General features: G+C 73.8%; 11 protein-coding genes and 2 pseudogenes. 7 read left to right on the forward strand and 6 right to left on the reverse strand.

The features are described from left to right. Positions 1–49: 49 nt before the first annotated feature. From ACZ5DC_RS22320 to ACZ5DC_RS22330, 3 genes are all read left to right on the forward strand, one after another. A complete protein-coding gene (locus ACZ5DC_RS22320; RefSeq protein ID WP_468655233.1) occupies positions 50–748 on the forward strand; it encodes a DUF2293 domain-containing protein in 699 nt (232 codons plus the stop codon). Between the two features lie 296 nt (positions 749–1,044). Beyond that, on the forward strand, positions 1,045–1,524 hold the full coding sequence (locus tag ACZ5DC_RS22325) for an anthrone oxygenase family protein (RefSeq protein ID WP_468655527.1): 480 nt from the start codon (positions 1,045–1,047) through the stop codon (positions 1,522–1,524). Between the two features lie 152 nt (positions 1,525–1,676). Beyond that, on the forward strand, positions 1,677–3,164 hold the full coding sequence (locus ACZ5DC_RS22330; RefSeq protein ID WP_468655235.1) for a glutamate synthase subunit beta: 1,488 nt from the start codon (positions 1,677–1,679) through the stop codon (positions 3,162–3,164). 58 nt (positions 3,165–3,222) lie between these two features. Here ACZ5DC_RS22330 and ACZ5DC_RS22335 read toward each other — a convergent pair whose 3' ends face one another. Continuing rightward, the gene (locus ACZ5DC_RS22335) at positions 3,223–3,762 is read right to left on the reverse strand and encodes a carboxymuconolactone decarboxylase family protein (RefSeq protein WP_468655237.1); all 540 of its coding nucleotides are present in this window, start codon (positions 3,760–3,762) and stop codon (positions 3,223–3,225) included. 46 nt (positions 3,763–3,808) lie between these two features. On the opposite strand from ACZ5DC_RS22335, the gene pdxR reads away from it, so the two are divergent. Further along, positions 3,809–5,248 (forward strand): MocR-like pyridoxine biosynthesis transcription factor PdxR, encoded by a 1,440-nt coding sequence (gene pdxR, locus ACZ5DC_RS22340; protein ID WP_468655239.1) that lies wholly within the window; start codon positions 3,809–3,811, stop codon positions 5,246–5,248. A gap of 188 nt (positions 5,249–5,436) precedes the next feature. Here the strand turns inward: pdxR and ACZ5DC_RS22345 are convergent. The 3 genes and pseudogenes from ACZ5DC_RS22345 to ACZ5DC_RS22355 form a co-directional block, all read right to left on the reverse strand. Continuing rightward, positions 5,437–5,714: pseudogene (locus ACZ5DC_RS22345) on the reverse strand (SAM-dependent methyltransferase); the annotation flags it as partial. A gap of 86 nt (positions 5,715–5,800) precedes the next feature. Next, positions 5,801–6,055, reverse strand: a complete 255-nt coding sequence (locus ACZ5DC_RS22350; RefSeq protein WP_171157330.1) for a DUF397 domain-containing protein — start codon at positions 6,053–6,055, stop codon at positions 5,801–5,803. Continuing rightward, the gene (locus ACZ5DC_RS22355; RefSeq protein WP_366751340.1) at positions 6,056–6,916 is read right to left on the reverse strand and encodes a helix-turn-helix domain-containing protein; all 861 of its coding nucleotides are present in this window, start codon (positions 6,914–6,916) and stop codon (positions 6,056–6,058) included. Between the two features lie 203 nt (positions 6,917–7,119). Here ACZ5DC_RS22355 and ACZ5DC_RS22360 point away from each other — a divergent pair. The 3 genes and pseudogenes from ACZ5DC_RS22360 to ACZ5DC_RS22370 all read left to right on the forward strand — a co-directional run. Continuing rightward, positions 7,120–7,785, forward strand: a pseudogene (locus ACZ5DC_RS22360) (ATP-binding protein); the annotation flags it as partial. 524 nt (positions 7,786–8,309) lie between these two features. Further along, on the forward strand, positions 8,310–8,756 hold the full coding sequence (locus ACZ5DC_RS22365; protein ID WP_468655242.1) for a hypothetical protein: 447 nt from the start codon (positions 8,310–8,312) through the stop codon (positions 8,754–8,756). A gap of 230 nt (positions 8,757–8,986) precedes the next feature. Further along, positions 8,987–10,987, forward strand: coding sequence for an ABC transporter ATP-binding protein (locus ACZ5DC_RS22370; RefSeq protein WP_468655244.1), 2,001 nt, complete (start codon positions 8,987–8,989; stop codon positions 10,985–10,987). A 16-nt stretch (positions 10,988–11,003) separates the two neighbouring features. On the opposite strand, the gene ACZ5DC_RS22375 is transcribed toward ACZ5DC_RS22370, so the two are convergent. After that, on the reverse strand, positions 11,004–11,180 hold the full coding sequence (locus tag ACZ5DC_RS22375; RefSeq protein ID WP_366751343.1) for a hypothetical protein: 177 nt from the start codon (positions 11,178–11,180) through the stop codon (positions 11,004–11,006). 206 nt (positions 11,181–11,386) lie between these two features. After that, the gene (locus ACZ5DC_RS22380) at positions 11,387–12,109 is read right to left on the reverse strand and encodes a DUF899 domain-containing protein (protein ID WP_468655246.1); all 723 of its coding nucleotides are present in this window, start codon (positions 12,107–12,109) and stop codon (positions 11,387–11,389) included. Between the last annotated feature and the right edge of the window lie 157 nt (positions 12,110–12,266).

Consider the following 12,266-nt stretch of genomic DNA (forward strand, 5'->3'; position numbering starts at 1 on the left):
CCGTGGGCGGGCGGGGGAGCCGTGGGCGGTGACGGGGAAGGTACCGCGTATGGCGCTTCCCGCAACTCCCCACTCCCCCGGTCGTCTTGTCGCCATCCAGCCGCTGAAGCGCAGGCGGTGTGCCGGTTGCCGGCGCGGTCCGCTGTCGCTGCTGGTGCTGGAGGACGGGGCGCCGCGCTGCCTGGACTGCGCCGACCTCGGCCACCTGGTGTTCCTGCCGCGCGGCGACACGGCCCTGACGCGCAGGTCGCGTGAGGAGAGCGGGCTGTCGGTGGTGGTCGTGCGGTTCAACCGGCGCAAGAGCCGATACGAACGCCAGGGCATGCTCGTGCAGGAGGCCGCGCTGGCCCGGGCCGAGGCCCGCTGCCTGGCGGACGCCGAGGCCCGGCGCCGGCGGCGGGCGCGGGACGCGCGGCGCCGGGCGGCGGAGGACGAGCGGTTCGCGGCGGCGTTCGCGGCCGAGATACTTCGGCTGTTCCCCGGTTGCCCCGCCGAGCGGGCCCGCGCCATCGCGGCTCACGCGTCGGTGCGGGGCAGTGGACGGGTGGGTCGCAGCGCGGCCGGACGTGCACTGACCGAAGGGGCGGTGATCTCGGCGGTCGTGGCGGGCGTGCGGCATGGGGACACGGCGTACGACCGGCTCCTGATGAGCGGGGTCCCCCGGTACGAGGCGCGGCGGCGGATCGCGGGGACGGTGGAGAGCGTGCTGCGGGCCTGGCAGGAGGCCGGTGAGGAGGACGTGGGTTGAGAAACGGGCTGGGGGTGAACGTGGGCGGGGCGGTCCCGGTTGGCGCTTGCGGGGCCACCGGCGTCCGCGCAGGCTCGTGTGAAGCGGGCCTCGGCCGGGCCCGGCGACGGTTGCCCGCGCCGGCGGGGTGCCTCGCCCTGCTGGCGGACGCCCCCAGCGCTCACCCCTACCCGGACGGAGGCGTGGGAGTTGTGTGAGTGGCCAGGGCGCGCCCGTGGGCGGATGGGGTGCGGTGACGGGTGAGAGGGATCGGTGCCGGGCTGCGGTCCGGCCGGGACGGAAATGGGGGTGTGCGGATGATCGGCGGGCCGTTCTTCGTGCTGGTCGTGGTGGGCGTTCTCGGGACCGGGCTGGTGGCCGGGGTCTTCTGCGGGTTCTCGACCTTCGTGATGCGGGGGCTCGCGGCGCTGCCGCCCGCGCAGGGGGTGGCGGCGATGAACGCGATCAACGTCGCGGCGGTGCGGCCGGCCTTCATGACCGTGTTCGCCGGGTCGGCGGCGTTGTGCGCGCTGATCGCGGTGGTGACGTTCGTGGTGTGGCCCGAGGAGGGGAAGGCGGAACTGCTGCTGGGCAGCACGCTGTACCTGGCCGGCTCGTTCGGGCTGACGGTCGTCGCGAACGTGCCCCGCAACGACCGGCTGGCGCGGCTCACCCCGGGGGCGGTGGAGGCCGCGGTGTACTGGCCGGCGTATGTGCGCGAGTGGACGTTCTGGAACCACGTCCGGACGGTCGCCTCCGCCGCGGCGGCCCTGTTCTACATACTGGCCCTCGCCTGAGCCGCCCCAGCCGCGCACCCTGGGAGAAAGCGCTGTCCGCCACTCTGCGCGGGCACCCGCGGAGACGTATCGTGGCCGCAAGAGCGCCGCCCGATGACGCACGGCCCTTCGTTCACCCGGTGCCTCCGCTGCCCGTACGCGAGGAAGACGCCATGGCCGATCCCAAGGGGTTCATGACCACGCCGCGCCAGGAGTGGCCGCGGCGGCCCGTGGAGCAGCGGGTGCGGGACTGGGACGAGGTGTACGTCCCGGGCGCGCTGCTGCCCATCATCAGCAAGCAGGCCGACCGCTGCATGGACTGTGGCGTCCCGTTCTGCCACCAGGCCTGCCCGCTGGGCAATCTCATCCCGGAGTGGAACGACCTGGTCGCGCGGGAGGACTGGCGGTCGGCGAGCGACCGGCTGCACGCCACGAACAACTTCCCGGAGTTCACCGGGCGGCTGTGTCCGGCGCCGTGCGAGGCGGGGTGCGTGCTGGCGATTAACCAGCCGGCCGTCACCATCAAGAACGTCGAGTGCGCGATCGCCGACCGGGCGTGGGAGGAGGGTTTCACGCCTCCCCGGCCGCCCGAGCGGCTGTCCGGGAAGACGGTCGCCGTCATCGGTTCCGGGCCCACCGGGCTGGCCGCGGCGCAGCAGCTGACCCGGGCGGGACACACGGTGGCGGTGTACGAGAAGGACGACCGGATCGGCGGGCTGATGCGGTACGGCATCCCCGGGTTCAAGATGGAGAAGCGGCACCTGGAGCGGCGGATCGAGCAGATGCGGGCCGAGGGGACGAAGTTCCGCACGTCGACGGCGGTCGGACGGGACGTCCCGGCGGCCGAGCTGCGGTCCCGGTACGACGCGGTGGTGATCGCCACGGGTGCGACGGCGTGGCGGGAACTCCCGGTGCCGGGCCGTGCGTTGAACGGGATACACCAGGCGATGGAGTACCTGCCGCTGGCCAACCGCGTGTGCGAGGGGGATCTGGAGGTGTCGCCGCTGTCGGCCGCCGGCAGGCACGTCGTGATCGTCGGCGGCGGGGACACCGGGGCGGACTGTCTGGGCACCGCGGTGCGCGAGGGGGCCGCGTCCGTGACCCAGCTGGACATCTACGCACAGCCGGGTGGGGAGCGCGACGACGACGCCGAGCCGTGGCCGACGTACCCGAAGGTCTACCGGCTGTCGGCCGCGCACGAGGAGGCGCGGGACCTGCGGACGGCGCCGGCGGCGGACGCGGACGCGCGGCTGTTCGCGGCGTCCACGCTCCGCTTCACCGGCGACGAGAGGGGGAACGTACGGTCGCTGCACCTGGTGGAGGTCGACGAGCAGCGGCGTCCGGTGCCGGGTACCGGGCGGACGCTCCCCGCCGACCTGGTGCTGCTCGCCCTCGGGTTCTCCGGGCCGGACCAGGAGGACGGTCTCATCGAGCAGTTGGGGCTGGCGTTGCAGCCGCGCGGCACGATCGCCCGGGACGACGGTTTCGCGACCAACGCCCCGGGGGTGTTCGCCGCGGGGGACGCGGCGCGCGGGCAGTCGCTCATCGTGTGGGCGATAGCGGAGGGCCGGGCGGTCGCGGCCGCCGTGGACCGCTATCTGACGGGGAGTTCCCGGCTGCCGGCCCCGATCCGGCCCACGGACCGGCCGATGGTGGTCTGACACACCGACGGGGAGCCGCACAGAGGCGGGTGCGGCCGGGGACCGGCGGGAGCTGCCCTCAGCCGGCGGCGCGTTCGTCGGTGCCCGCGATCTTTCCCGTGGCCAGGGCCACGCGGTTCCACGTGTTGATCGTGAGGATCAGCGACAGGACGTGGGCCAGTTCCTGGTCCTCGAAGTGTGCGGCGGCCTCGGCGTAGAGGGTGTCGGGGACACCGCCGTCGGCGACCAGGGTCACCGCCTCCGTCAGGGCGAGGGCGGCCTGTTCCCTCGGGGTGAAGAAGTGCCGGGCCTCGCGCCAGACGGCGACCATGTGCAGCCGGTCCTCGTTCTCGCCGGCCTTGCGGGCGTCGTTGGTGTGCATGTGCAGGCAGTAGGCGCAGCGGTTGAGATGGGAGGCGCGGATCTGGATCAGTTCGGCCAGGGCCGGTTCGAGGCTCTGGCGGGCGGCGGCGTCCAGGCCGACGAGCGCCCGGAACACCTTCGGGGCGGCCTTCGCGAAGTCCAGGCGGGTACGGGTGGCCCCGGCCGGGGCGATGCCGTGCGGGAGGTCGACGGTGGAGGTGGGGGCGGCGGTCGCGGTGGCCGTGTTCGTCGTCATGTCTCCAGCCTAGGGACCGAAAAGACCGGCAGTAGGGTGCATTTCCATGACGGAATCGTGGGTCAATTCCGCGGAGCGGATCGGTGCGGACCTGCATCTGGAGCTGTCGGGTCCGGGTGGCCGGCGGGCGGCGCTGACCAGGGCTCTGCGCGAGGCCGTGCGCAGCGGACGGCTGGCGCCGGGCGCCCGGTTGCCGCCGTACCGGTCGCTCGCCGCGGACATGGGGGTGGCCCGCAACACGGTGGCCGACGCCTACGCCGAGCTGGTCGCCGAGGGCTGGCTGACCGCCCGGCAGGGTTCCGGGACGCGGGTGGCGGAGCGGGCCGGGCCGCTGCGCGACACCGTAAGAACGCCCGTCGAGGTACCCCCGCGCGCACGGGGGCCGGTGCACGACCTGCGGCAGGGGGCGCCGGACGCGTCGGCCTTTCCGCGTGCGGCGTGGGCGGCCTCGTACCGCCGGGCCTTGCAGACGGCGCCGAGCGAGGCGTTCGGGCCGGGCGATCCCGCCGGGCGCCGCGAGTTGCGCGAGACGCTGACGGAGTACCTGGCTCGCGCGCGGGGGGTGCGTACCGAGCCGGACCGGATCGTGATCTGCTCGGGTTTCGCGCACGCGCTGCGGCTTCTCTTCGGCCGGGGCGTCCGGGACGGGGCGGGTGCGGGCGGGGTGGTGCGCGGTCCGCTGGGCGTGGAGGGGTACGGGCTGGGCTTCCACCGGGAACTGCTCGCGGCGGCGGGCGTGCGCACCGTACCGCTGCCGCTGGACGAGCACGGGGCGCGGGTGGACGCGCTGGGGCGCGAGCGGGCGGTGCTGCTGACGCCCGCGCACCAGTTCCCGACCGGCGGCCCGCTGCACCCGGAGCGCCGGGCGGCGGTGATCGACTGGGCACGCGCGCGGGGGGCGGTGGTGCTGGAGGACGACTACGACGGCGAGTTCCGCTACGACCGCCGGCCCGTCGGCGCGTTGCAGGGGCTCGATCCGGAGCGGGTGATCCACATCGGGTCGGTCAGCAAGAGCCTGTCGCCGGCGCTGCGGCTGGGCTGGATGGTCCTGCCGCAGCGGTGCGTGGAGCCGGTGCTGGCGGCGAAGGGCGAGCGGGAGGGGTGGGCGAGCGTGCTGGACCAGCTGGCTCTCGCGGACTTCGTCGCCTGTGGGTCGTACGACCGTCATGTGCGGCGTATGCGGCAGCGGTACCGGCGCAGGCGGGACCGGCTCGTCGCGGCGCTTGCCGCGCGGGCGCCGCACATCGAGGTGACGGGGATCGCGGCCGGGCTGCACGCGCTGCTGCGGCTGCCGCCCGGCACGGAGCGGTCGACGGTGAAGGCCGCCGTGTGGCAGGGCGTGGCGCTCGACGGTCTGGCCGCGTTCCGGCATCCACGGAGTCCTACGGATGCCGGCGACGGCCTGGTGGTGGGCTACGCGGCCCCGGCCGAACACGTCTACGGGGCCGCGCTGGAAGCGCTGTGCGGGGTGCTGCCGCCGGAGTGAGCAGGAACCGTTCCCGGGCCAGGACAACGGCATGATCCCCGCTTGCGGGGCGGTGGCCCGCAAGCCGTAGACCGGGTTCCCGCGCGGCCTGACCGGCCTCGCGGAAGCGCGGCGTGCGCTCCGTCCTCGTCGGAAGGAAGTGCGGCAGGGCGACCGGCCGGTCCAGGTCCGCGACGCGCCGGGCGCCGCCGGGCGACCTGGTGCGGGTTCGGCTCGGTGGGTAGGCCGGTACCGATGTCCAGGAGCCGCCGTACGCCCTGCTGGGCCGGCCGGCGCGTGACGCGGTGCAGGAACGCGCGGTCGACCGGATGGTCACCGGCACCCGGGGGTCGAGGGCCGGCATCTGCCGGCCCATCGCCTCGTCGACGGAGTGGTTGTCCTTGCCGCCGGGATACCAGTCGTACGCCCGCGCGGGACGCGGCTCGCCGGTGTCGAACCGGGCGGCCGTCGGGTTCCGTCCCGTCACGCCGCACTGCGCGGGCGTCAAACGGGGTCGATCAGCAACGTGCTTTCACAGTGAGGGAGTTGGGTCAGAAACAACACACGCCGACGTCAGGACAGCAGGAAATCGGCCTCCCCTGCCTTGGCGCCTTCTATGAACGCGGTCATCTCCGCCGTGGTGTAGATCAGGGCCGGCCCGTCCGGGTCGGTCGACTGGCGTACGGCGATCCGCCCGTCGGCCAGCTTCATCGCCTCCAGGCAGTTCCCGCCGTTGCCGCCGCTCCAGGGCTTGTGCCACCCCTCGCTTCCCAACTCCCGCGCGGGCATGCCGTTGTAGACGTGTCCGCGCGGCTTGATGCGATCCATTCACAGCTCCTTGCGGAGATCCCGGAGGATCTCCTTCGTGCGTTGTGCAGTAGCGGCCTGCGCCGCCATGCGGTCCATGACCTCCAGGTGGGTCGCCACCTCGGTGCGCGCGTCGAGGTAGACGGCGCCGGTCAGGTACTCGCTGTAGACCATGTCGGGCAGTTCCGGCATGGCGAATCGGAACAGCACGAAGGGCCCGTACGTGCCCGGGTGCGGCCCGTGGGCGAACGGGGCGACCTGGAGCGTCACATGGGGCAACTCCGTGGCCTGGAGCAACTTGTCGATCTGCGCGCGCATCACCTCCGGTCCGCCGACCGGGCGGCGCAGGGCGGTCTCGTCCATCACCACCCAGAAGCGGGGGGCGTCGGGACGGGTGAGCAGTTGCTGGCGTTGCATGCGCAGCGCGACGTGCCGCTCGATGTCCTCCGGGCTCGTCTGGCCGACGGCACCGGACTTCAGCACCCCGCGCGCGTAGTCCTCGGTCTGCAGCAGACCGGGGACGAAGTGCGGCTCGTAGGAGCGGATGAGGCCGGCCGCGCCCTCCAGGCTGACGTACATCGAGAACCAGCCCGGCAGGATGTCGTGGAACCGCTGCCACCAGCCGGGCTTGTTCGCCTCCTCGGCCAGCTGGACGAAGATCTCGGCCTCGTCGTCGGGGACGCCGTAGGCCTTCAGCAGCAGTTGGAGGTACGGGATCTTGAGGGAGACCTCGGCCGTCTCCATGCGGCGGACGGTGGCGGGGGCGACACGGAGGACGCGGGCGGCCTCCTCGCGCTTCAGTCCGGCGCGTTCCCGCAGGTCCAGCAGGCGCCGGCCGAGGACCACCTGGCCCACCGTCGGCGCGGACCGCGGTTCGCTCACGCTCCCACCTCCACCGAAAGTTCGCTGACAGCCCTGCGGCGCCGCTCGAAAGTTCATTCGAAGACCGGGCCGGACCTCCGAGGACTCCAATTGGCGCCGCGCGACGTGCTGTTGCGAGCAGTCTGCCACGTGCCCTGACCGAGTCACACAGCACTCTGCAATTTTCAGAGTGACTCTTGCCAAGTGTCCGTGGCAGGGCGATAGTGGCAGGCGTGATTCCGTCCGCGCCTTTAGGAACAGACGCCGCCGCAGACCGTCCCGGTCTCGGCGCCGCTGCGGGTTCCCCCGCGCGAGCCGGTTCGAACGCGGGGGAGGCGGCGACCTCCCCGGGGGGCACTGCCGAGCGCAGGTTCCGCTTCGAACTGCCCGCACATCCGGGCTCCGTCGCCCAGGCCAGACGCCTGACGCGCGCCCGGCTGTCCGGCTGGGCGGTGTGCGCGGACACCTGCGACAGCGCCGCCCTGGTCGTATCCGAGCTGGTCACCAACGCGATCGTGCACACCGCGAGCGGCCGGGTCGTGTGCGAGCTGCACGACCACGACGACATGGTGCGCATAGCCGTACGTGACGAGGGCTGTGCTCCTGGCGAACCCCACCCTTCTCCACAGCGACCCGACGAGGAGCACGGGAGGGGGTTGCTCCTCGTCGACGCGCTGTGCCGGGCCTGGGGTGCCCAGGAGCACGGCCCCGGCCTGCTCGTCTGGGCGGAGCTGCCCCGGCAGGGCGACACCGCCGCGCAGGACGCCGCCGAGCCGCGCGACGACCTGGGCTGGGGCGCCCGCCCCAAGCCGGGCCGCCCGGGCGACTCCGACAACGACCGGCCGGCCGAGGCGAGTGGGCGGGCGGCGCGGGACGAGCGACGGGTCACGGCACCGGGGCAGCACGGGGAGGCCGTACCGGAGGGACGCCGGGACGCGGCTGCGGCCTCCGGGGAGCGGAGGGACGTCGCCTTCGGGCAGCACCGGGACGCCGTACGGGAGGGCCGCCCCGACGTGGCCTTCGGGCAGCACGGGGACGCGGCCAGGGAGCACCGCCGGGACGCCGTACCGGAGCAGGAACGGCGGACTCCTCGGCTGAACGGGCCGGGGAAGGCGGGGCGGTTCGGGCCCGGGGCGACCGGGCAGCTCGGCCCGGGTGTGCTCGGGTCCGGGGCGCTTGGGCAGCTCGGGCCGCGTGCGCTCGGGCCAGGTGCTCCCGGGCCGCACGAGCGGGGGGAGCCGGGGCACCTCAGGCACCTCCCCGCCGGGCAACCGACGCACCGGCTGCCCGAGCAGCACGGCCATGGGGTGGCGGGACAGCACCCGCACGCCGCGCACCCGGAGCAGCACCGGCCCCCGGTACCGGACCAGGCCCCGCACCGCGCGCCGGCGTCCCCTCTGCACAGGGAGCGGCCGTGACCGGCGGGCGGCCCGGTGGCGGCGGTTCCGGCCAGGAGCACGCCATCGGCCTGGACACGCTGGTACGGCTGCAACGCCGGCGCCCGGCCCCTGATCCGGCCCACCGCCTGTCCCTGCCGGACGGCATGACGACCCCGCTCGGCTGCGACGCCGTCGCCGTGCCCGACCGCCTCGGTCCGCTCGTCGTACCCCGGCTGCCACGGCTGGGATGCGTGTACGCCGACGGTTCCCAATGGTGGTGGATCGTTCCGTCGGACTCCGACTACGCCCTGCCCTGGCCGTCCCCGGCCCGCTACGCCGTCGGCGCCCTGGTCACCGGCACCGTCCGGCTCATCCATCGCCCGGAGGGCACGGTTCCGTACACCCCGCCGATCCCGCTGTACCTGGCCCTGTGCCGGGCGACGGGAACGGCGCCGGACTGGTCGCGGGCGGTCTCGGCGTAGCCGTCGCCGCCCGGCCAGTCCGGCCGCCGATCCGTACCGCCCGGTCCCCCGGGTCCGCCAGTCCCCCGGCCCCGGTCTCGGCCAGGGGCCACACGCCTCCCACCGCCCGCGCACCGCGCCGCTCACGCGGATCGTGCTCCCTCCGCGCCCCTCGTACGTCCGCTCGCGCCCTGCCGAGCCGGGGTCCCGGCCGGAATAGTGGCCGTTCCGTCGGGGCGCGGGAGGTCACGGTGAGGAAGAAGCGGGAGGCGTCCGAGCCGGTGGTGTCGGCGTCGGAACGGCTGCTGTTCGGCGGCCCGCTGCGGTACGACATGGGCTGGAACCAGCATGCGGACGCCTTCCTCACGCTGTCCTTCCGGGCGATGCTGACCCGGCTGCCCGGCATGCTGTCGTCCAGTCTCCGGCTGGCCCGGCAGGCGGACGCGCGGGCCGCGCGGGTGGTGCTGGCCGCCGAGGCGGGCCGGGGCGTGGCCCAGGCGGTGAGCCTGCTGGCCGTGAACAACGCGCTCGGCAAGCTGCTCACCGGCCCCGGCATCGAGCAGCGGCTGCGCGCGGCCGCCCCCGCCCTCGTCGTCATGGCCGCCGTGACCCTGGTCGCCGCGCTGCTGCGGGCCGCCTCCGTCTACGCCACCGGACGGCTGGAACCCAAGGTGGAGCGGGTGGCGACCGAGCTGTACCTGGAGCGGGCGGCGAACGTCGAGCTGGCCGCGATCGAGGACCACGCCTTCCACAAGCTGCTGGACACGGCCCAGTACGGCGCCCGGTCCGCCCGGCACATGATCGGCTACAGCACCCGGGTGATCAACGCGATGATCTCGCTGGTCGCCGCGGCGGGCGTGCTCACCGTGCTGCACCCGGCGCTGCTGCCCCTGCTGGTCACCATGACCCTGCCCAGCGCCTGGAGCGCGCTGACCAACGCCCGGCGCCGCTACGAGTCGTTCCACACCTGGGTCCAGCACGCGCGGGCCGGTCAGCTGATCAGCAGCCTGCTCACCGAGCCGGCCGCCGCGCCCGAGATCCGGGTGCACGGTGTGGGCCCGTTCCTGCTGCGCCACTTCCGGTCCATGTCGGAGACCGCGGAGGCGGAGCAGGCCCGGCTGTCCCGGCTGGCCGCGCGGACCGGTCTGATCGCCGCGGCCTGGACGGGCCTGGCGACCCTCGCCACGTACGCGACGCTGGGCGCGCTGCTGCTGTCGGGCACGATGGCCCTGGCGGTGGCCGGTACGGCGGTGATCGCGATCCGCACGGGTGCGGCGAGCCTCGACACGCTGGTGCTGGAGGTCAACCAGCTGCACGAGGAGGCTCTCTTCGTCGGCGATCTCCAGCGGCTGTACGCCGAGGCGGCCGAGCGGGCCATCCCGGCGGGCGGCGAACCTCTCCCCGAGGACCCCAAGGAGATCCGCTTCGAGAACGTCACCTTCAGTTACCCGCACGACGAGCCTCCGGCCGAGCGGCACCCGGCCCGCGACCACGGGGCCGCCCCGGCCGCGACCGTCCCCCGCCCCGCCCTCGACAACGTCACCCTCACCCTCCCCCTGGGCCGGATCATCGCCCTCGTCGGTGAGAACGGCTCGGGCAAGACCACGCTGGTCAAGCTGCTCGCGGGGCTGTACACACCGGACCGGGGCCGGATCCTGTGGGACGGCGTCGACGCGGCCCGAGCCGACCGGCGGCTGCTCGCCGAGCGCATCGCGATGGTCGCCCAGGACTTCAAGCGATGGCCGTTCACCGCCCGGGTGAACGTGGCCGTCGGCCGCTCCACCGCGCCGATGACCGAGGAACGGCTGGCCACGTCGATCGCCGAGGCGGGCGCCGAGGACGTGGTCACCGATCTGCCGCGCGGCCTGGACACCCTGCTGGCCCGGAACTTCAGCGGCGGACACGAGCTGTCCGGCGGCCAGTGGCAGCGGCTCGGCATCGCACGGGCCGCCTACCGGCGCGGGAGCATCCTGATCGTGGACGAGCCGACGGCGGCGCTGGACGCGCGGGCCGAGCTGGAGGTGTTCGAGAAGATCCGGGCGCTGGCGGGCGGCGGGCAGACGGTCGTCCTGATCACCCACCGGCTGGCCTCGGTCCGGCATGCCGACCTGGTGCACGTGCTGGAGCACGGGCGCCTGGTGGAGTCCGGCACTCCGGAGGAGCTGCTGTCCAGGGGCGGTGTCTACGCGGAGCTGTATTCCCTCCAGGCGCGGCAGTTCACGGCGCGGGTGCCGGCGCCGGAGCCGGGCTGAGCCGCCCCGGCAGCACTCATTCGGCCATCTCGCCGCCGCGGACGATCACGAGGAAGGCGTCCGTCGCGAGGTCCATGACGACCTCGGCGGGCAGCCCTTCGAGCCGCCGGGCGTGCGCGAACTCCTCCGCGGGCCAGGAGCCCCGGGGACCACCGGCGGGAAAGCGTTCGAGCACCGTTCGCCCGTTCACCATCTCGCACCTCCAGAAAGCGTCGTACGTGTAGGGAGTTAACGCCCTGGAGAGGGGAAACGGCTCGGTCAGTGACGGGACTGAGACCTTGTCGGAACCAGGTCGGCGCGGACCGTGAGGATCCGCTCACGTTGTGACACGAACCGCACGCTCCGCATCCGGAACCGCACCATGCGTGTCAGCGTCCGCACCTCCGGTATCACCACGTCTCAGTACTCGTACTCGTCATGCAGCCGGAGCCGCTCGCTTCCGGCCGGGCTGCGGCCGAGTGCGGTCAGGTCGAGCAGGGCCGAGGTGGTGCCCAGTCCGTCCAGCCCGTCGTCGAACACCGAGTAGGTGTGGAAGACCCGGTCGTGGTCGCGCAGGAAGCAGCTGAGCCCCGGGCGCTCGACCAGTTCGCCGTCCGCCTCGACCGTGGCCTCGAAGTCACGGTTGAAGTCACGGTTGACGTCGCGGTTGACGTCGCGGTCGACGTCACGCTCGCGGCCGGAGCGGCGGTCGCGGTCGCCGTCGTCGCCGCTGTGCGCCGAGGAGTACCAGGGCACCGCCCAGCCCATCCGCGCCTTGAACGGCAGGATGCGGGTGAACGGTGCCCGGGAGACGGCCGCGAAGGAGGTGTTCCGGGCGCGCAGGTGGGCCAGGTGGCCGACCTGGTCCAGGAAGGCCGCGCAGCACGGACAGCCGGTCTCCCACTCCGGGGCGAACATGAAGTGGTGGACGACGAGCTGGGCCCGCCCCTCGAAGAGGTCGAGCAGGGTGGCCTTGCCGTCGCCGCCCTCGAAGACGTACTCCGGGTCGACCTCGACCATGGGCAGCCGCCGCCGCTCGGAGCCCAGTGCCTCGCGCGCCCGTCTGACCGCCCCCTCCTTGCGCAGCAACTCCTCGCGCGCCGCGCGCCACTGCTCGCGCGAGACGATCTCCGGGTACGACATGAGTCCTCCTGTCCGACGGTCGGTTCAGGGTGGTGACCGCCGGCGGCAGCGGAACTCATCGCGCGGGACGGAGGATTTTCCGGCCAACTCCCGCCCGGCTTTCGGCCAGGAGGGGGCTCGGCTGCCGTGCTTCTGCGGCACGGCCCCTGGTCGCGCG

Source organism: Streptomyces sp. NPDC031445 (assembly GCF_055581365.1).

Excerpts from the sequence above, each read along its gene's own strand:
- ACZ5DC_RS22320 (WP_468655233.1), top strand. The coding sequence starts at position 50 with ATGGCGCTTCCCGCAACTCCCCACTCCCCCGGTCGTCTTGTCGCCATC.
- ACZ5DC_RS22325 (WP_468655527.1), top strand. The coding sequence starts at position 1,045 with ATGATCGGCGGGCCGTTCTTCGTGCTGGTCGTGGTGGGCGTTCTCGGG.
- ACZ5DC_RS22330 (WP_468655235.1), top strand. The coding sequence starts at position 1,677 with ATGGCCGATCCCAAGGGGTTCATGACCACGCCGCGCCAGGAGTGGCCG.
- ACZ5DC_RS22335 (WP_468655237.1), bottom strand. The coding sequence starts at position 3,762 with ATGACGACGAACACGGCCACCGCGACCGCCGCCCCCACCTCCACCGTC.
- pdxR (WP_468655239.1), top strand. The coding sequence starts at position 3,809 with ATGACGGAATCGTGGGTCAATTCCGCGGAGCGGATCGGTGCGGACCTG.
- ACZ5DC_RS22350 (WP_171157330.1), bottom strand. The coding sequence starts at position 6,055 with ATGGATCGCATCAAGCCGCGCGGACACGTCTACAACGGCATGCCCGCG.
- ACZ5DC_RS22375 (WP_366751343.1), bottom strand. The coding sequence starts at position 11,180 with ATGGTGAACGGGCGAACGGTGCTCGAACGCTTTCCCGCCGGTGGTCCC.
- ACZ5DC_RS22380 (WP_468655246.1), bottom strand. The coding sequence starts at position 12,109 with ATGTCGTACCCGGAGATCGTCTCGCGCGAGCAGTGGCGCGCGGCGCGC.